The organism is Ferrimonas balearica (assembly GCF_019802055.1).
GTDB lineage: Bacteria > Pseudomonadota > Gammaproteobacteria > Enterobacterales > Shewanellaceae > Ferrimonas > Ferrimonas balearica_A.
This window is the reverse complement of record NZ_JAHVHW010000007.1, coordinates 1,242,707-1,259,171: the sequence shown is the minus strand read 5'-3', so window position 1 is coordinate 1,259,171 and position 16,465 is coordinate 1,242,707. Positions and strand designations below refer to the sequence as shown.

Below are 16,465 nucleotides of genomic sequence, written 5' to 3'. Positions count from 1 at the left end.
TAGAGTGATGGTTAGATGAGTAAAATCAAAGAACACTTTGAGGCCACAAAAAAGTTAGCGCTAGCAATAAAAAGGACTGATGTATATTCTTGGCTGTTGGATGGTGGATATTTTGCGGAAAATTATGTAATGCCACCATGCTTTACAGTTAATAAGCGACCATCATTGCCGAAGTTCTTTTTTAAGCGAACTGGCACAAGCAAAAAATATTCTCCAACTCGACATGAATTGGTGAACTTTCACTTTCCCAAGTCAGAATATACCGATCGTACATTTGGAATTATTCATCCGCATATACATAACGACATCGCTTTAAATATCGCATGGGTATGGAGTGATATATGTGCTGTATTGTTTCACAAAGACAATATCGTTTCTTCTTATAGTTTTCCTTTGCCAATATCCTCAAAGATTTTAGGTCGCCTTACTACTATTAGGAGTGGCAGAATGATCTATGAGTATATTGGTATGACAGAAGAGGATATCGCATCGGAGGCATATCGGTATGAATATGTGGTAAAGGCGGATATCAAAAACTTTTACCCATCAATATATACGCACAGTATTGCGTGGTCATTGCACGGCAAAAATTTTGTCAGAAAAAAAGGGAATATACAAAATTATTCTCTAGTTGGTAATAGACTCGATAAGCTTTTCCAATGTGCTAATGATGGTTGTACAAACGGTATTCCTATTGGGCCAGTTGTATCTGACGTAATTTCTGAATTAATTGTGGCTTCAGTTGACAGAGAGTTTTCACTGGAAATAAAGAAGGAACAGATCGACTGTGAGGTTGCGAGATTTAAAGATGATTATAGGATCCTTGCAAAGTCCGAATCTGACGCAAAGAGATTGATTAAACTTCTACAGTCGGCGCTAAAGAGTTTTAACCTTGAACTGAGTGATGAGAAAACATCAATATCAAAGTTACCAGACGGACTTTTTAGAGATTGGGTTTCAAAATATTATTCGGTAAACCCAAGCAAAAAAGAATCATACTCATGGAAGGAATTCAGGGAAATATATCTTTCCGTAGTGAAAATTGATAAGGAATGCCCAGGGACTGGCGTCATAGATCGCTTTCTATCAGATATTATTAACAAGCAAGGTGAATTGAGAGTCAATGTCTCTATATTCAATTTGAAGAAGGTAATAAGCATGTTGCTGATGCTTGGCCGATTGAGAATTAAGGCATTTCCAAAAATAATGGCAATCATTGAGGTTATTATTAAATCGCCTTGGGGAATCTTACACAAATATACGATAGTGGATTATCTGAAAAGCTTTCTAGTAGAGTTATCAAAAGAGGAGTTTCGCAATAAATACCTAATATCTTGGCTATGCTATTTCCTTGTTAGCAATAAGCTTGATGGGAACATAAAGTCTATAATAACTCTAAGCGACCCAATCACTAAGAGTATTTTAAACAACAGAAACTCACTGTTCACAAATCAAAACGACTTCAAGTTGTTTGAAGGGTGTGTATCATCAGGAAGGCGTATATCTTTGGTAAAACACCTCGATGTATTTGACCCTCCTAAGCTTCGCTAGTTTCAAGAATGTTCTGAAAACAGTTGGAAGATAAACAGAATACCTTGCTCCACTACTGCTGAACCCAATCATCGTTTCCCAATGGAGAGGAACCATGAACAAAAAGCAGCAGTGGAGCATCCTGGTACTGGTGGGCATTGCCGCCGCCGTCGCAGCTGGGGTGGTATGGGCGTCTAATAACGTCGATGCCGTCGAAGATGTGATCGGTTAAGGGGGTAGTCATGACTATCACTACCCTCTACCAGTCCCTGGTAAACCGTTACCAGCCTCTTAGCCGTGATACCCGAAGCCCCCAAGGGATGGCAGCGGGACAGCGCGGTCATATCGCACTCCAGGTCGGCCCGACCTATCAAAAGCTGGAGATCATCACCTCCGGCATCAGCAAAACCAAACTCAAGCGACTGAGCATCGAACTAAACGGTGAACAGATCGTGAGCCTGACCGGCTCCGAGATGGTGATGTTGCAGCAGTACAAGGGCAACCACACCGAAGAAGGGCGCTACATCGTCGACTTTGCCGATGCGCAATACCGCACCAAAAACGGTATCCGCAGCGGGGAGCTGGTGACCCTGCCCACCGACGAACTGATCGTCTATATCGACCTGGATGACACCATCGCCGACGATTGGACGTTGCGGGCCCGTTCCTGGATTACCGCAGCCCAGCCGGTACGTTACTTCGTGCCCAAGATCTTCGGCCTCACCTACGATGCCGCCGCCTCCGGCGATAACGACCTGTTCTGGAAGAACGGCAGCGTGACCCGCTTTATTCGCCGTCTGCATTTCCGGGCCAACAACATCAACCGGCTGACCGTGTTCCGTGACGACACCAAGCGCCACGAAGTGCAGGCCGACGATAACCTGTTCGACCTGCAGCTGAACGGCCTGGTGCCCCAGACCGGTTACTTCCACTTCGATCCGGGCCAACTCAAGTTCGGCCTCGAAGGGTTGTTTCCCACCTACGCCGATAAGGAACTGAAGTTTGTTCTGAATAAGGCCAGTGCCGGTCCGGTACCAATCCTGGTCGAGTTGTTGGAACAGGTTCGTCCGTTCGATACCGCAGCCGGTTAAGGGGGGCGTATGTCCTGGATTGACGACCTGATGACCTTCGGCGGCGACCTGGTGGAAAACATCGGGGAGAACTTCGCCTCCGCCTACGGCACCGCCCTGGGCGGGGGTGATCGCACCGAAACCCTCGCACAGCCGGAGGTCAACCAACAGCGCGAACCCGTCAAAGGCGTCGATGTTGATGGGCGTCCCCTAGTAAGCCAGCTGGGCACCGCCAGTGGCCAGTGGATTAGCGGCGTTAACAACGGCGTGGTTCTGGCCGGTGGCGCCGCCCTGATTCTGGGTTTGGCGCTGCTGCTGAAAGGGGGCCGGTAATGCTTAGCCGTTTTTTTACCAGGCCAACACGCCGTAAGCGCTTCCGGCTGCCCAAGCCGAAGCGCGCCTTTCGTGCCAAGCGTCGCAAGCAGACTTTGCCGGTCTATAACGTGCTTCGTATCGCGGAGGAGATCTGATGCTCAATGCGTTAACCAGCCTTACTGGTGGCGGCGGCCTGAGTCTCTCCAATGACATGGGCGATGACACCCTGGGCACCGGCGACTGGGCAACCGGTGGCTTCGGTAACGTGAACTTTGGCCAGGAGCAGCGGCAGGGGCCGGGTAATGCCTGGCTCCTGTTGGGCGCCCTGGTGCTGATTGGCGTCATCGTTATCAAAGGAGGCCGCTGATGGGGTTGTTAAGCAGCAGTAAGCGCACCAGCAACACCACCAACTACACCGATAACCGGTCACAGACCAGCATCGACAACCGCGATTACTCCCGCGTTGATACCGATATCGATAACTCGGTCCGAATCGACGCTGACATCGACAACTCCCAGCAATGGGACGTCGATAACTCCCAGGAGTGGGGTGATGTGTCCGGTATCGTCGGCTCCGGCAACACCATGGTGATCACAGATGGTGGTGCCTTTGACCTGGCCGGTTCGGCGCTGGCCATGGCGGAGGAAGTCACGGATAACGCCATCAACAGCAATAGCGCGGCGATTGACCAGGTTGTCGCACTCAGCGGCGATGTGGTGGGCGAGGCGATCAACCTCAGCAATGACGCCATTGCCCGGGCAGGCAGTGCCACCGAGCAGGCGTTCAACTTTGCCGACGATGCTCTGAGTACCAACCGAGCGCTCATCACCGAAGGGCTCAACAGCATCGCCGACCTGGCATCGGAAACCGCACTGGACGGGCAAACTGTTGTCGCCGAAACCGCCGGGAAAATGGTGATGTATCTGGCGGGTGCTGTGGCGCTGGTGGCCGCCGCCCTGGTACTGGGAGGGCGCTCATGATCCTTATCCTGCAACCAGGCGAAAGCCGGATGTTTCCCACTGCGGCCCGCTTCCTCAATGTGCTGGCCGCTTCGGACCCGTTCATCATCGCCAATCACGATGCGGGCCTGCCCGACACGCAACTGAAAAGCGGCTGGATTGTCGATGTCCAGGACTACACCTCCGTGGACGTCAGCAACCCGAACGACTCCGAACTGCAGCTGGAACTGCAATCGTCGGCGCTGCGCATCCAGGCATCCGGTTCTGAGAGCGTAGAGGTGAGCAACAAACTGGTGATCGAACGGATAGAGCAGGGCATTGAGGTTAATGCCGCCGCCACGATTGAGGGCGGCACCGTGGCCAGCCTGGGCGCGAACCAATCTCAGCCGCTGGCAACGCACACCGTTGCACCCGGCGAGACCCTGAAACTGTGTGACGCTCGGGACGCACCGGGCCGCGCTGTGGTGGTTCAGGTCTACACAGACGACGACACCGCAGCACGCGCCCGCTTGGGCGCAGAAGCACCAACCGAGAGCGCCGGGGTGATGCTGCTGGGCTCCGGTATGGCTCCCGCCTCACACGAATGGGCGACACAAACCGCCGTCTACATCCGCAACACTGGCACCGGCCCACTAAAGGTGACTGGCGCCGAACACTGGCGAGACACCGCATGATTAACATCAAAGGCATCATTGACCGCATCGTGGCCGCAATCCAAAGCGTTGCTGCGGCGGTGAACGGCACCACCATGGCTATTGGCGACATTCCGCCGCCGGGGCCAATCAGCAACTCAATCACAAGCTCGGTGTTTCAGCTGCAACCGGGCACCAAAACCAACATTGCGGGGACCAGGAGCAACCGAACCTCGATTGCCTTTGTCTGCTCGGCGGATTGCGTCGTTGGCAATATGGGCATGATTCAGGCCGCCAGTTTCCCCCTGAAGGCTGGCCAGGTAATGACCATGGCCACCACCGCTGCCATCTACGTTATTGCCCCGGAGGGCGGCACCCTTCACAAGCTGGAGGAGTTCATCTAATGCCGACTGTGACCCCTGCGCCGGTCGTACCAGCCCCGCCGCCCGAGCCCACCCCGAACAGTTGGGGCGACATTCAAGGCAAACCGCTATTGGCAGCGGTAAAGGTGTTTGCCAGCGGTAATGCCCAGATGGCCGGAGACATTGTGAAAAGTGTCAGTAAGCGCAGTGATGGTGATTACACCATCGAACTCCACGGCAACCGCGAGAACTGCGTGGTCGTGGCGACGGGTTACCACCAGGTATCCGTTTATGCGGCGACCTACTGGGAACCGCCTTTGGAGCATACCGTTTTCGAGATTTCGACCATGGGCTCTAACGGCATGCCGCAGGATTCTGAATTCAGCATCCTGTTTATGGAAGCTTTTTAACCATGAAGGCCCAGCACTGGCTAACGCTGGCCGTGCTGGCGATAGGAATCGCACTGATGAGCAAGCAACGACAGCCCCGCGGTATCCGCAATCACAATCCAGGTAACATCCGCCACAACCCGGCAAATCCCTGGTTGGGAATGAAAGGCGTGGATACCGGCGGCTTTGTTCGGTTTGGGACGCCGTTTTATGGCCTCAGAGCCATGGCCAAAGTGCTCCTGAGTTACCGGCAGCGCGGGCTGTACTCATTGAGTCAGGTGATCAGCACGTGGGCACCTGCCACTGAGAACGACACCAGTGCCTATATCGATCACGCCGTGGCAAGCCTCGGTACACCGCCGGATATGCCACTGCAGCTAAGCCAATACCCGGCGCTGATGGCGCTGATTGTCCAACACGAAAACGGCCAACAGCCTTACCCGATGACCAACATCGAACAGGCCTGGGCGGCCGCAAACGCATAGGGGAGGGCGCATGCCTCTGCTTCTACTTATCCCCGCCATCGGGGCCGCTGGTTGGTTCGGCTACAAGGCCGGAAACGGCGTAGAGAAAGCCGTAAAGTGGATCGTGATCGGTGGTGTTGTCTACTACGTCGCCGCCAATGGCCTGCACAAGAAACTGGTGGGATAGGGGGTGGATATGAGCCTTTTGGACTGGTTCAAAAGCCCGGTAAATAAGGGGCTGGACCTCGCTGACCAACTCATTGATGACGGTGATCTCAGCGTCAAACTCAAAGCCGCTTTCTATCTCCAGGAACTGCGCACCAAAACCATTCCGCTGCTCGATGGGCTGCATAAGCTGGGGCGTCAGCTGCTGGCCCTCGTGCAAGTGGGCTTCTATGCCTGGGCAAGCCAAAACGGCGTCGAAATTACCTGGGAACTGGTAGCCGGAGTCTCCGGCGCTACCGGCGCGTATACCCTGGTTAAAGGCAAAGGAGGCTAAATGGAGATCTTCGAAGTCGCCAACGCCATGGGCCTGAGCCCAACAGACGGCGCTTTGCTTTGGTTCTTGTTCCGGCTAAATCAAAGCCTGATGGACCTGCGCCGATCACTTAACGGCATCGATAAGCGCGTTGCCGTTTTAGAGAGTCACAGCCCAGCCAAATAAGCCCGCTGATAAGCGGGCTTTCTGTTCTCAGTCATCTTCCGGTAGCTCTATCACCTTGGTTCGCCGGGTCATGCTGGGCACCGAGAACCGCTTAATCTCAGGGGGCTTGGGGTAGCCATCCGGGCCGATGGCAATAGGACGGTTCTTCAGCCACTCAGCCAGGCGCGGATTGGGCTCCACACTGCAGGCCGCCAACAACCCAAGCAGAAACTCCGGGGTAACCGGGTGGCCGTAGGGCGAAATCAGTTCGCCCTCAAGAATGCGCCAATTTTCCCAGGCCGGACACGGCAGCGCACCTTCGCAGTGGATCTGAATCAGACGGAGCGCCCAGTTCGGGATGGTGTAGCCAAACTTCTTCCAACGCTCAATCGTTCGGATGCTCACACCAAAGAACTCAGCAGCAATGGCGTTACTGGGAAACACCTGGCTCATTGCATCTCGGGGATGCCAGTTCGGCATGTGGAGGCGTGAATAGGTAACACGCGAGTCGGGTTTAAAGGCCATTGCAGTACTCCTTTTTAGATTTATTCGTCATCGTTGCGATTGCGGGGCTAACCAACGGATCTAACGGAGCAATTTTTCCCGTCCTTGGGATACTGCATGAAATGGCGGCTAGTTGAACCGGGAGCATGGAAGCCCACGATTTAAGGAGTAGAACACCCAAGGCCCAGACCGCTAGGGCGCTTAGGAAACTTAATCTGCAATAACCAATCAGTCTGGTCGTCTTACATTGCGCATTTAACATAATATACATTGTGCGCAATTGTGCATGTTGCGACTATCCCGGAGGATGAGCCATGATCGGCCAGGTTTCTGTCTGGATGAGTCCGCATCCCGCTGCCTCATGGTGGGATTTAGATAACGCCTTTAAAGTGCACAAACAGCCTTCGAGTCGCACCAGTTGAAGCAAAGTAAAACACGATGTTCAGTTTGTGCGCCACTGACCGTCTCAGACGGCTGTTCTAGGATCTCAACTAACCTCGATGACAGAATTGAGTTGTTGCCATGGAATCCGACATGCAGTTTTTTCTTGATCCAACTCGCGTCATTAAAGTACGACAAAAATCACTTCGCGGTACGTTGTCCTTTAAGTTGTTGGTGCCGTCTTACAAGAGAACCAACTGGATAAAGGCCAATAAATGGAGTTTCGAATAAGGGATTTATGGTGCTGTTAGTCCGTCTGTGATGCACCAAATCATTTATAGGATTACGTACATCGAACGAACCTACCTTTGGTTTGTTTTCTCGGACAACTTTTGAATCTATGGCTGTAGATCGCCAATGCGATTCCTCGATTTCTGAAGATGTCCAAGGAGCAGGATTGCGAAATTAGATAGCACAGATGAGTCATGACATGCCTCTATAACCATAATGCCGATAATTAGGATTATCGGCATTAATGCCCATATCCTGCTGTTTTACAAGGTCGTTAAGCGATTCACTTACATAATGTCGCCGTTTTCTGTTGAGCTGATTCCTGCACTGACAGATTCGTAATCGCTTCTGATTAGCACCGTTCTACTTCCCGACCATCCTTAATGACTAATACATATCAGACAATGGCTTTTGCATCGCTTAAATAAACCAATAAAAGCCCGTGAAACGAAAAATATAGTGGACGCCTTCAGGAAAATACTAAGAAAATAGAACCCGGATTTACACTTTTATTATCTGTTCTGGTCTACAAACCCTCTATTTGTTAAGTATTCAATGTTCCAATAATATTAATGTCTCATGTGACAGTGTGTGTTATAGCGATACAACCGCCCTGCTCTGCCCATTTAGAAAAAACGGGAGCCGAAGCTCCCGTCTGTTTTTCCAGGTAATGCTTAGTTGTTGGGCACAGGCGGATGGATTTGAACATTACCGCCATCCAGATCCCCTTCACAACGCGCCACTTCATTCTGGTAACTGTCGTAAATCACCATCTGGATATGGTCGTATCCATTGCCTTTCTTACCTGCCGGTTCGCCGGCATCCTGGAGGAAGCCGTCACAGGTGTAACCATTGGCATTGTTAAAGCGGCCGGTACATTCAAAGTACAGGGTGTCGACCACCAAACCCTTATTGCCACCCGGTTGCTGCGGTCCCCCTTCGGTTTCGTCGGTACAGCGAACTGCGGTGATGTCATTGGTATGGAATTTATCTCCGGCAGTTGCCCCGGTATCCGGGCCGTCGGTGTGGAAATTCACCTCAAAGGCACCGGAAGGTGGCGGGCCAACATTGCCGCCAAAGGTGCATTGCTTGGGTCCGGAAACGACACCGGCATTGAAGAAGCCACCGGTGGTAACCCAGCACGGGCGCTCAGGGTCTTCATCAAGTACGACGCTGGTGATTGCGCCTGAGCCACCCATCACAATCCGCATCATAGTCACACCCTCGATGCCAATTTGCTGGGTAAAGACACCATTATCACCGGTTGGATGCAGGGTGAGCATTACGCCTGGTGCCGGGATCTTTGGTCCAAACAGGTAAACGCTGGTGCCGTCCTCGCCCTCCTCCTGCTCAACATCCATATAGCTGATGGAATTAATGGTGACCGTATTGCCTTTCTTTAGCCCGGAGAAGTCGAGCTCAAAGAACTGGCCACGCTCATCGTCATCGTCCGGATCAGCAACATTGGCATCATCAGGATCGATACGGCCATTGCCGTTGGTATCATCCAGTCCGGCGGGTTCATTGATGATCAGCACTTTGCCGAGTGCGGTATGGTTTTCAAATGGCGAACCCTGCTTACCACCGGTATTGGGGTCGCTGCGTTCATCGACACCGGGACCACCAAAGTCTGAGTTGGGCGTACCCAGGTCATCGTCGCCTCCGGAGGGATTTTCCGAATCGAAAATCACTGCGGCGTTATCATCAATGGTTAGCTGAGGGTTGAAGCCCCAGATGTAGACCGAACCACCGCGCAATCCGCTGGCGCCATTGCCGTTGGACAGTTCGCCGACGATTTTGCCGGTGGGCAGTTGGTCAAAGTGGAGTTCGGCTGAAGAGACACTGAAAGCCAGGCTCACGCCGGCGGCAATCAAGGCCAGTTTTACGGGATGTTGCTGACGCTTTCTCATAACGGCGCCCCTTCTTTTTTGTTGGGCTACGAGAGGGTTGGGTGTTGCTGAGGCGGAAGTTTAGCTGAGATTGTCTGGTTTCAGCGTTGTCATGCATTCGCGATTGATAGCGCGGCCGGGATCGACCTGGAGTAAGTGACTAAAAGGTGGAGACAAAATCCGACATAAGGGTAAAGCACTGTAAAACAGTGTTTTTTTTCATCCAGCTTTTCAGCCACTTAACTGGGCCGGGCGCTTATACCATTTAACACTGAGCATGTAAGATTTTGGATCATTGCCCTCTTTACGGCGCTTAGTCCTCCTTATCTATCAGCGCAAGTTCACTAAGTAACTCCTGATAGCTGATGTCTTCAACACTATGGTCCTGCTGCTTTGGTGAGAGCGCGTACAGATCATAGTGTTCCGGATGGTCATGGTTGATCTTCAGCCCATAACCGTTGCTCGCGGCCTGTTGCGCCAACAGGTTGAATTTCAGTCCCATCCCTTCCACTTTTGCCTCCGGTTACCACCATCATTACCACATGTGGCAGTGATGATTTTGGTGAGTTTGCCGAGCCATGGTGCCCAAAATGTCGTTGTTGAGGCACTACCCCAGGTGATATTGATACAGGCAGAAAGACTCATGCAATCTACTACCACATTGAGAGGTCGAAACTCCTCGCATTAACTGGGTTCGCCCCTGACAAATCAGTGTTTTAGACTTTGTCACATGTGATAGCATGAGCGCCCTGTTTCTTCATTTTAGTGTGTTATGGCGAAGCCCCTGCCCATAAACTGCGACTTTATCCAATTCCTGCTTAGCCGCTCTGCCCCTTTCCTGGTTCGTTACGCCAGCCTGGCCGATCCCGACAGTTGGCGACTTCGCGTACAGGAACAACAATTGCCTGAGTGGCGACGTCGGGAACAGCAAGCTGATCCAAGCCTTAGCGAAGACCTGGTGTCCTTTGTGGAACTGACGTTTGGCGCTGGTCGTTTGCCTATGTTGCGCCGTCGATACAGTACCCACCTGCATCGAGTGTCCCGCCAGAAAAAGGCAGTGGACCTCGACCTTGATGCCCTTGCGGCGCTGGATAAAATTCGGGTTCAGTACAAGCTGGACTCCTACTCTGAAACCATCTCCTGGATGGTCAGGGAGTTGGAGGATTCTGAGGTTGAATGACTTCTATCGGGGGCGTTGAAGCCCCCTCTTTTGTGCCGGTCTGCACCATATTAGATCAGATAATTGCCGTTAGTTGATCTAAACGATCAGTCTGGATAGGATCACCTTGTCGTTTGCACTGCTTTAGATATTCATGGAACTGACACCTGCATTATTAGAATCAAAACAAGGTCTTAGTGTTACCGTTGATGAAATGGACCAGGCGTTGCTGGACCAGGTCCATCGGGCTCGTTTGTCTGATAAGACCTGGCAAGCCCGCCAATCAGATCTGCGCCAGTACGGCTATTGGTGTCAGGCACAGGGGATCGATCCCGCCCGGGCAACCGATGCGGATCTCTGCTTATGGATGACCCACATGGCCTGCGATGGTCGTCCGAACCGACTGGTTTACCAACCCCGGACACGTCAGTCCTCGTTGGTATCCGGCCCTCCCCTTTCGGTTCGTTCCATTCGTCGTCGCTTGTCGACCCTGAAATGGTGGATGGCTCAGCAGGGGCGACAGCCAAATCCGGCATCATCCACACTGGTTCAGGATCATCTTTCCGGCATTGTCAGATTGCTGCCTTCACGACCCAAGCGGGCAAAAGGTCTGGGCAGCGACCCAATGGCAGACCTGATGGCCAGTATGGAGGAGCGAGAGTTTATCGATCTACGGGATAAGACGCTGTTGGCAGTCGGCTTTGCTGGCGCACTCCGCGTCAGTGATCTTGCTTCACTGAAGGTGGAAGACATCCGCCTTTACCCCAACGGCGCCAATCTGGGATTTGAAACCCGTAAGCGCCGGAGCGAGTTCAGCCAGGTGCCTATCGTAGCCGGCAGTGATCCGCAACGGTGCCCGGTCGCGCTACTTCGTCGGTACCTCGCGTACCTTTCTGATCACAGCGGTCCGCTGTTTCGCAGGGCAAACCGAAATCGGCAACCCTTATGCAAGCCGTTGCATCCCACCTCAGTGGCCCGCATCATCATGAAACGAGCTCAAGAGATTGGACTGGCGAGCAGTCACGGCGGTATCTCCGGCCACAGTTTGCGCCGCGGATTTATCGATTCCGCGCTGCTAAAGGGCGCCCCCATCAGTGAAGTAATGAAGATCTCCGGGCATCGGGACCCCAAAACCCTGATGCTCTATCTGGATGATCTTGGTCACTTCGAGCAGCATCCGGGCCAGGGACTTTACTGATCCGCTGCATGTTCCAGGTGGTCTAACGGTTTGGCTCTGGCGCTTTGGTGGCGCTCCACCTGGCTGGTATGCAAGTAGTGGCTGGTGGTATCGATGGAATCGTGTCCGGCATCCGCCTGTACGTGGGAAAGTGGACGCCCGTTAAGGTTGATATCATGGGATATACCAGTGTGCCTTAGACTGTGCACTGTCATTCCCTCCATCTCCCTGGCGTCATCAACAAAGCCGTCGGACATCGCATCCAGCGACGCAATTCGAATCACGTCATCAACGAGGTCTCGGATCTGACGCTGACCCAGATTGGCATTGAGCTCTCCGGTATCCCTTCCCCGCTGAGCTGCTCTATGACGACAAAACAGGGGGACAACCTCCTTTGGCGCAGGCAGTTCCGGCAAGTTAAGGTAACGCCGATAACGCTTCAATGCCTTCAGCAACGCGTCAGATACGGCAACAGTTCGGCTCTTACCACCTTTGCTCATCGGCACATAGAATCCCCACACACCGGTTTTACTGTCCCGCCGAAACTGCCCCATCACCGGGCTGAATCCCGGCCTGGCCGACACTTCAGACACCCGCAGGTAGCAGCTGTAAAGCAGTGCGATCAGAAACAACGAACGCTCATGTTTTTCCGGCTCCTCATCGGCCAATCTGGTCCCGGCAGCCATAACGTAAGACCACTGCAGTTCGGAAAATGCCTTCATTGGAGCCTCATCATCACAGCCTGCGTTGCCTGCGTACCGGGCTTTGGCCCGCTTTAACAGCAATGCTGCGGGGTTTCTGTCGGTGTACTCCACATCATTGAGGTAGGTAAAGAACGCCGAAAGTAACGCCAGTTTGGTTTTGATTGCAGACACGCTCAGCCGATAGGGAAGCACTTTGCCCAGAGACCTTTTGCCCAGGAACGGGCGCCATTGAGGATTGGGCCTGCGAGTATCCTCGCCTTTTAGCCGGGTAAACTGCGCCACATTCCGATACCCGATAAGGGTTACGGGTGGTGCCTGACAGTAATCAAGATAACGAACCAACAACCGCCTATCGACGTTCGCCAGAGAAACCCCCTCCTCACGCCAGCACCAATGGAGAAACCCCGTTAATTCGCTGCGGTGGGATTTGTAGTTGTTCTCGTTGTGACGCTGCTCCACCAGAAAGTCGAGCGCATGTTCATAGGTTAATGAGGCATCCTCAATCCCGTCACACACCAGAGAAGCCAGGTACTGGTTGATATAGGGGTTGCTTGACTCAAAGTGTTGCAGGGTATCGAACAGCGGCATCGCCGGAGGGACTTGAGTATTCATCGATGGAGATTTACCAAAAGCTGTATATCCATACAGTATTCCATAAATCCCTGCCTGAGACCCCACTTTATTGATGTTGAGCGAACAGCTTTACGGCAAATACCGACGCACCGGGCTCTTCAATAAACGCGCTATGGTATAGTGGCGCATTGTTTTTTTGATTGGAGAGGCACCTCTTGCCCCAGTTGCGATTGGCCCCTTTGGCACTTAAGCCACACTACCCTCAGTTGGACCCATCAGCCCTTGCCGACCTTCCCAGTCCCTGGTTACTCGGACAGGATCGAGCAGCCCACGCCTGGTCCCTGTTTCGCCGCTGCGCGAACCAGCATCTGTTTGTAACGGCCTTTCCCGGGTTTGATGGTGAAGCCCTGCTCCGCGCCCTCTTTCAGCAACAGCCCTACTGCTCCCAACCCGGTATCCTGGCCTCGATTGTCGACGGTGACGCCCAGTCATTGGTGAAGCTGTCAGCCGAGGGGTTCGCCCAACGTCAACTGCCTACTGGCGAAGCGATTCCAGAGAGCGCCACGCTGACGTCACTTTTTGAACTGGATGCCCTGCGCTTTGTGGACCAGCCACTGTCGCGTAATACCCTGCTTGGTACCGTAGACAAGGCAGGCGCTTATCATGCGGGCCTTTTAGCCAGCTGCGAAGTTCTGGCGATCCCGGCAGAAGGCTTGCTGCAGAAGCCCAGCCGCTGGCTGATGATTAAGGAAGCACTGAAGCGCGGATACATCTCGTTCAGTGGGTCGGCTGTGCAGATCCCGGTTTGCTGTAAGGTCGTCATTCTGGGAGATGTGATCGATTACGACACTCTGCACGCGTTCGATCCTCACTTTACTGACCTGTTCTGCCTGATGGGTGAATCCCAGCCTGAGTGGTTTATCGACACCGACGAAGACGCTCAGCATTGGGGTGCCGCGGCACAACAGGTTGCCGCTCATTACACAGGCCGACAGATGGATGGTCCTGCGCTTACCCGGTTGGCCCGTCACGCCAGTCGACTTTGCGAACACCAGGGGCGAATCAGTCTGGCATGGCACGACCTGGGCTGTTTGCTCGAACAGTGCGAAGGCGAAGGCACGCTTACCGCTGACCAACTGAACGACGCCCTGCACGCTCAGCAGCACCGACACAACAGCATCGAAATCTATGCCCAGCGCAATGTCGAAGAGGCTTTGGTTCGTGTTGATACTGAAGGTGAAAAGGTAGGCCAGATCAACGGCCTGACCGTTGTCGATTACTGCGGCCACAGTTATGGCGAACCCGCACGTATTACCGTCTCGGTGCATTACGGGGATGGTGAGGTGGCTGACATTGAGCGTAAGTCCGAGCTTGGCGGCAACATTCACGCCAAAGGCATGATGATCCTTTCCGCTTGTCTCTACCGCATCTTCGGTCAGGACGAGCCTCTGCACCTCAATGCCAACATCGTTTTCGAGCAGTCCTACCAAACCATCGACGGTGACAGTGCCTCCCTCGCTGAATACTGTAGCCTGATCTCAACCATTGCCGAAGTTCCCGTTAAACAGGGTCTGGCCTTGACCGGTGCCATTGACCAGTTTGGTAATGTGCAGGCAATTGGCGGGATCAACGAGAAAATTGAAGGGTTCTTCCACGTATGTCGTTATCGCGGACTCACAGGTGAACAGGGCGTCATTTTGCCTAGAGCAAACACTCGTCAGCTGAATTTGAGTGATGATGTTATCGCCGCGGTTGAATCTGGTGAATTCCACTTGTTCCAAGTCGATAATGTGGAGGAAGCGTTGGCGCTTCTCACCGGCCGTGAAGTGGGCGTTGCCGACGAGGACAATCGCTTTAAAGAGGGCACTCTGTACGGTTTGGTTCAGGATCGGCTCGACCAGATGGCCGGTCGGGACGACGATGAGCCCCGTCCATTTTGGCAGCGGTGGCTCGGTTTCAGCTGATCGGAGTTGTTTGGCGTACAGGTGTTCGCTAATCTGTTTGCTCCTTTAGAAGCAAAACAGTTTTTAACGATGCAAGTGGCAGAACAACTAGAACCCATTAACGCCTCTGAGTACGACAAAGAGGCGCTGGTCGAAAGCGGACACGGCCGACTCTTCGGTGAGGATGCCCCTCGCCTCCCCAAAGACAACATGCTGATGCTGGATCGGATCGCCACCATCAACGACCATGGCGGCAAGTACGGTAAGGGTGAGATCATCGCTGAGTTGGATATCGATCCCAGCCTGTGGTTCTTCGACTGCCACTTTGAATCCGATCCGGTAATGCCGGGCTGTCTCGGCCTGGATGCCATGTGGCAGCTGGTAGGTTTCTTCCTGGCGTGGCAAGGCGCAAAAGGGAAAGGTCGTGCCCTTGGGGTTGGTGAAGTGAAGTTTACCGGTCAGGTACTGCCTGAGGCGAAAAAGGTGACTTACCACATCCACCTCAAGCGCACCATTCACCGTAAGCTGATCATGGGTCTGGCCGACGCCACCCTCTCCGTCGATGGCCGTGAAATCTACAGCGCTACCGACCTCAAAGTGGGCGTTTTCCAAGACACTTCCAGCTTCTAAGCTAACAGCTTCTCGATATCGCCGGCGATCGACTCAGGTTTGGTCGTCGGCGCATAACGCTCCACCACCCTTCCCTCTCGATCCACCAGGAACTTGGTAAAGTTCCACTTAATGTTGGACCCCAACCATCCCCCTTTCTGAGACTTCAGCCAGCCATATAACGGATGGGCCTGTGAGCCATTTACCTCAATCTTGGCAAACAGTGGGAAACTGATATTGAACTTGAGGTCGCAGAACTCGCGGATCGAGGCGTCATCACCCGACTCCTGCTCACCGAACTGATTGCAGGGGAAGGCAAGCACCGAAAAGCCCTGCTCGCCATATTGCTGCTGCAGCGTCTGCAGTCCCTGATACTGAGGCGTGAACCCACAAGCACTGGCAGTATTGACCACCAGCAGCACCTGGCCGCGATACGCTTCTAAGGATTGGTTTTCGCCGCTACTGAGTTGAGCGTTGAACTGATAGATATTCCCTGACATGGTGTCCTCCTTTATGCGTCCAGCATACGGCAACCGTCAGGCCTTAAAAAGCCCTCCATTTGGAGGGCACTGATTGAGGGGTTATTTGGAAAACAATCCTGTTTCTCGGCCATCAATGGCTTCCCGCCATCCTCCTAGCCAGTGTGTCTTCGCGTCCACTGCTTGATAGGGGCAATTCTCTTTCGAACGGCCTGCCAAGCCTGCTTGAAAACCGCGCGAGAAAGCCCGCTCCATCTTATCCCGTTTTTGTCTTTTCATTGGCATATCATCCCTCGTAACAGTGATGTGCAATGGGAAGAGGCTAAGTGCCTCAGGTCAATACTTGATGTTTTTTCGACCGAGGTCAACAGGGTAAAACGCTCGACAATCG

The 16,465-nt window shown here is 53.2% G+C and carries 23 protein-coding genes; 17 read left to right on the top strand and 6 right to left on the bottom strand.

What is annotated here, in order from left to right; genetic code table 11:
* The first annotated feature begins 15 nt into the window (after positions 1-15).
* The 13 genes from KUV52_RS13335 (at position 16) to KUV52_RS13275 (ending at position 6,386) form a co-directional block, all read left to right on the top strand.
* Positions 16-1,551 carry an RNA-directed DNA polymerase gene (locus KUV52_RS13335; RefSeq protein ID WP_222526414.1) on the top strand — a complete coding sequence of 512 codons (1,536 nt, stop codon included), beginning with the start codon at positions 16-18 and terminating at the stop codon, positions 1,549-1,551.
* A gap of 221 nt (positions 1,552-1,772) precedes the next feature.
* Complete coding sequence (locus KUV52_RS13330) at positions 1,773-2,621, top strand: major capsid protein P2 (protein WP_222526413.1); 849 nt, start codon at positions 1,773-1,775, stop codon at positions 2,619-2,621.
* Positions 2,622-2,630: 9 nt separating this feature from the next.
* Positions 2,631-2,933 carry a hypothetical protein gene (locus KUV52_RS13325; protein ID WP_222526412.1) on the top strand — a complete coding sequence of 101 codons (303 nt, stop codon included), beginning with the start codon at positions 2,631-2,633 and terminating at the stop codon, positions 2,931-2,933.
* The gene (locus KUV52_RS13320; protein ID WP_222526411.1) at positions 2,933-3,070 is read left to right on the top strand and encodes a hypothetical protein; all 138 of its coding nucleotides are present in this window, start codon (positions 2,933-2,935) and stop codon (positions 3,068-3,070) included. The genes KUV52_RS13325 and KUV52_RS13320 overlap by 1 nt, the downstream gene beginning before the upstream one ends.
* Positions 3,070-3,282 carry a hypothetical protein gene (locus tag KUV52_RS13315; protein WP_222526410.1) on the top strand — a complete coding sequence of 71 codons (213 nt, stop codon included), beginning with the start codon at positions 3,070-3,072 and terminating at the stop codon, positions 3,280-3,282. The genes KUV52_RS13320 and KUV52_RS13315 overlap by 1 nt, the downstream gene beginning before the upstream one ends.
* Positions 3,282-3,896 (top strand): hypothetical protein, encoded by a 615-nt coding sequence (locus KUV52_RS13310; RefSeq protein ID WP_222526409.1) that lies wholly within the window; start codon positions 3,282-3,284, stop codon positions 3,894-3,896. Before KUV52_RS13315 ends, KUV52_RS13310 begins: the two co-directional genes overlap by 1 nt.
* A complete protein-coding gene (locus KUV52_RS13305; protein ID WP_222526408.1) occupies positions 3,893-4,549 on the top strand; it encodes a hypothetical protein in 657 nt (218 codons plus the stop codon). Before KUV52_RS13310 ends, KUV52_RS13305 begins: the two co-directional genes overlap by 4 nt.
* Positions 4,546-4,911: a hypothetical protein gene (locus KUV52_RS13300; RefSeq protein WP_222526407.1), complete on the top strand. Its 366-nt coding sequence runs from the start codon at positions 4,546-4,548 to the stop codon at positions 4,909-4,911. Before KUV52_RS13305 ends, KUV52_RS13300 begins: the two co-directional genes overlap by 4 nt.
* On the top strand, positions 4,911-5,279 hold the full coding sequence (locus KUV52_RS13295) for a hypothetical protein (protein WP_222526406.1): 369 nt from the start codon (positions 4,911-4,913) through the stop codon (positions 5,277-5,279). Before KUV52_RS13300 ends, KUV52_RS13295 begins: the two co-directional genes overlap by 1 nt.
* Positions 5,280-5,335: 56 nt before the next feature.
* Entirely contained in the window at positions 5,336-5,743 is a 408-nt protein-coding gene (locus KUV52_RS13290) for a virion protein (RefSeq protein ID WP_222526405.1), read from the top strand.
* A gap of 10 nt (positions 5,744-5,753) precedes the next feature.
* Complete coding sequence (locus KUV52_RS13285) at positions 5,754-5,909, top strand: hypothetical protein (protein WP_222526404.1); 156 nt, start codon at positions 5,754-5,756, stop codon at positions 5,907-5,909.
* 9 nt (positions 5,910-5,918) lie between these two features.
* A complete protein-coding gene (locus KUV52_RS13280; RefSeq protein ID WP_222526403.1) occupies positions 5,919-6,221 on the top strand; it encodes a hypothetical protein in 303 nt (100 codons plus the stop codon).
* The gene (locus KUV52_RS13275; RefSeq protein WP_222526402.1) at positions 6,222-6,386 is read left to right on the top strand and encodes a hypothetical protein; all 165 of its coding nucleotides are present in this window, start codon (positions 6,222-6,224) and stop codon (positions 6,384-6,386) included.
* A gap of 27 nt (positions 6,387-6,413) precedes the next feature.
* Here KUV52_RS13275 and KUV52_RS13270 read toward each other — a convergent pair whose 3' ends face one another.
* The 3 genes from KUV52_RS13270 to KUV52_RS13260 all read right to left on the bottom strand — a co-directional run bounded on the left by KUV52_RS13270 (position 6,414) and on the right by KUV52_RS13260 (position 9,932).
* Positions 6,414-6,818 carry a DUF3653 domain-containing protein gene (locus KUV52_RS13270; protein ID WP_222526401.1) on the bottom strand — a complete coding sequence of 135 codons (405 nt, stop codon included), beginning with the start codon at positions 6,816-6,818 and terminating at the stop codon, positions 6,414-6,416.
* A 1,397-nt stretch (positions 6,819-8,215) separates the two neighbouring features.
* Entirely contained in the window at positions 8,216-9,451 is a 1,236-nt protein-coding gene (locus tag KUV52_RS13265) for a hypothetical protein (RefSeq protein WP_222526400.1), read from the bottom strand.
* A 292-nt stretch (positions 9,452-9,743) separates the two neighbouring features.
* The gene (locus KUV52_RS13260) at positions 9,744-9,932 is read right to left on the bottom strand and encodes a hypothetical protein (RefSeq protein WP_222526399.1); all 189 of its coding nucleotides are present in this window, start codon (positions 9,930-9,932) and stop codon (positions 9,744-9,746) included.
* Between the two features lie 270 nt (positions 9,933-10,202).
* Between KUV52_RS13260 and KUV52_RS13255 the strand changes: the two genes are divergently transcribed.
* The gene (locus KUV52_RS13255; RefSeq protein ID WP_222526398.1) at positions 10,203-10,610 is read left to right on the top strand and encodes a hypothetical protein; all 408 of its coding nucleotides are present in this window, start codon (positions 10,203-10,205) and stop codon (positions 10,608-10,610) included.
* A 193-nt stretch (positions 10,611-10,803) separates the two neighbouring features.
* Complete coding sequence (locus KUV52_RS13250; RefSeq protein WP_222526397.1) at positions 10,804-11,787, top strand: tyrosine-type recombinase/integrase; 984 nt, start codon at positions 10,804-10,806, stop codon at positions 11,785-11,787.
* On the opposite strand, the gene KUV52_RS13245 is transcribed toward KUV52_RS13250, so the two are convergent.
* Entirely contained in the window at positions 11,781-13,082 is a 1,302-nt protein-coding gene (locus KUV52_RS13245; protein WP_222526396.1) for a tyrosine-type recombinase/integrase, read from the bottom strand. The genes KUV52_RS13250 and KUV52_RS13245 overlap by 7 nt on opposite strands.
* Positions 13,083-13,282: 200 nt before the next feature.
* Here KUV52_RS13245 and KUV52_RS13240 point away from each other — a divergent pair, with 200 nt between their 5' ends.
* Together KUV52_RS13240 and fabA are read left to right on the top strand one after the other, a co-directional pair.
* Positions 13,283-15,007 (top strand): S16 family serine protease, encoded by a 1,725-nt coding sequence (locus tag KUV52_RS13240; RefSeq protein ID WP_222526395.1) that lies wholly within the window; start codon positions 13,283-13,285, stop codon positions 15,005-15,007.
* 69 nt (positions 15,008-15,076) lie between these two features.
* Positions 15,077-15,616: a bifunctional 3-hydroxydecanoyl-ACP dehydratase/trans-2-decenoyl-ACP isomerase gene (gene fabA / locus KUV52_RS13235; protein ID WP_222526394.1), complete on the top strand. Its 540-nt coding sequence runs from the start codon at positions 15,077-15,079 to the stop codon at positions 15,614-15,616.
* On the opposite strand, the gene KUV52_RS13230 is transcribed toward fabA, so the two are convergent.
* Positions 15,613-16,095 carry a glutathione peroxidase gene (locus tag KUV52_RS13230; protein ID WP_222526393.1) on the bottom strand — a complete coding sequence of 161 codons (483 nt, stop codon included), beginning with the start codon at positions 16,093-16,095 and terminating at the stop codon, positions 15,613-15,615. The genes fabA and KUV52_RS13230 overlap by 4 nt on opposite strands.
* A gap of 81 nt (positions 16,096-16,176) precedes the next feature.
* Entirely contained in the window at positions 16,177-16,353 is a 177-nt protein-coding gene (gene rmf, locus KUV52_RS13225; protein ID WP_222526392.1) for a ribosome modulation factor, read from the bottom strand.
* Between the last annotated feature and the right edge of the window lie 112 nt (positions 16,354-16,465).

What these genes read in the sequence shown, in the direction of transcription:
- KUV52_RS13335 (WP_222526414.1), top strand. Translation starts at nt 16, where the DNA reads ATGAGTAAAATCAAAGAACACTTTGAGGCCACAAAAAAGTTAGCGCTA.
- KUV52_RS13330 (WP_222526413.1), top strand. Translation starts at nt 1,773, where the DNA reads ATGACTATCACTACCCTCTACCAGTCCCTGGTAAACCGTTACCAGCCT.
- KUV52_RS13325 (WP_222526412.1), top strand. Translation starts at nt 2,631, where the DNA reads ATGTCCTGGATTGACGACCTGATGACCTTCGGCGGCGACCTGGTGGAA.
- KUV52_RS13320 (WP_222526411.1), top strand. Translation starts at nt 2,933, where the DNA reads ATGCTTAGCCGTTTTTTTACCAGGCCAACACGCCGTAAGCGCTTCCGG.
- KUV52_RS13315 (WP_222526410.1), top strand. Translation starts at nt 3,070, where the DNA reads ATGCTCAATGCGTTAACCAGCCTTACTGGTGGCGGCGGCCTGAGTCTC.
- KUV52_RS13310 (WP_222526409.1), top strand. Translation starts at nt 3,282, where the DNA reads ATGGGGTTGTTAAGCAGCAGTAAGCGCACCAGCAACACCACCAACTAC.
- KUV52_RS13305 (WP_222526408.1), top strand. Translation starts at nt 3,893, where the DNA reads ATGATCCTTATCCTGCAACCAGGCGAAAGCCGGATGTTTCCCACTGCG.
- KUV52_RS13300 (WP_222526407.1), top strand. Translation starts at nt 4,546, where the DNA reads ATGATTAACATCAAAGGCATCATTGACCGCATCGTGGCCGCAATCCAA.
- KUV52_RS13295 (WP_222526406.1), top strand. Translation starts at nt 4,911, where the DNA reads ATGCCGACTGTGACCCCTGCGCCGGTCGTACCAGCCCCGCCGCCCGAG.
- KUV52_RS13290 (WP_222526405.1), top strand. Translation starts at nt 5,336, where the DNA reads ATGAGCAAGCAACGACAGCCCCGCGGTATCCGCAATCACAATCCAGGT.
- KUV52_RS13285 (WP_222526404.1), top strand. Translation starts at nt 5,754, where the DNA reads ATGCCTCTGCTTCTACTTATCCCCGCCATCGGGGCCGCTGGTTGGTTC.
- KUV52_RS13280 (WP_222526403.1), top strand. Translation starts at nt 5,919, where the DNA reads ATGAGCCTTTTGGACTGGTTCAAAAGCCCGGTAAATAAGGGGCTGGAC.
- KUV52_RS13275 (WP_222526402.1), top strand. Translation starts at nt 6,222, where the DNA reads ATGGAGATCTTCGAAGTCGCCAACGCCATGGGCCTGAGCCCAACAGAC.
- KUV52_RS13270 (WP_222526401.1), bottom strand. Translation starts at nt 6,818, where the DNA reads ATGAGCCAGGTGTTTCCCAGTAACGCCATTGCTGCTGAGTTCTTTGGT.
- KUV52_RS13265 (WP_222526400.1), bottom strand. Translation starts at nt 9,451, where the DNA reads ATGAGAAAGCGTCAGCAACATCCCGTAAAACTGGCCTTGATTGCCGCC.
- KUV52_RS13260 (WP_222526399.1), bottom strand. Translation starts at nt 9,932, where the DNA reads ATGGGACTGAAATTCAACCTGTTGGCGCAACAGGCCGCGAGCAACGGT.
- KUV52_RS13255 (WP_222526398.1), top strand. Translation starts at nt 10,203, where the DNA reads ATGGCGAAGCCCCTGCCCATAAACTGCGACTTTATCCAATTCCTGCTT.
- KUV52_RS13250 (WP_222526397.1), top strand. Translation starts at nt 10,804, where the DNA reads ATGGACCAGGCGTTGCTGGACCAGGTCCATCGGGCTCGTTTGTCTGAT.
- KUV52_RS13245 (WP_222526396.1), bottom strand. Translation starts at nt 13,082, where the DNA reads ATGAATACTCAAGTCCCTCCGGCGATGCCGCTGTTCGATACCCTGCAA.
- fabA (WP_222526394.1), top strand. Translation starts at nt 15,077, where the DNA reads ATGCAAGTGGCAGAACAACTAGAACCCATTAACGCCTCTGAGTACGAC.
- KUV52_RS13230 (WP_222526393.1), bottom strand. Translation starts at nt 16,095, where the DNA reads ATGTCAGGGAATATCTATCAGTTCAACGCTCAACTCAGTAGCGGCGAA.
- rmf (WP_222526392.1), bottom strand. Translation starts at nt 16,353, where the DNA reads ATGAAAAGACAAAAACGGGATAAGATGGAGCGGGCTTTCTCGCGCGGT.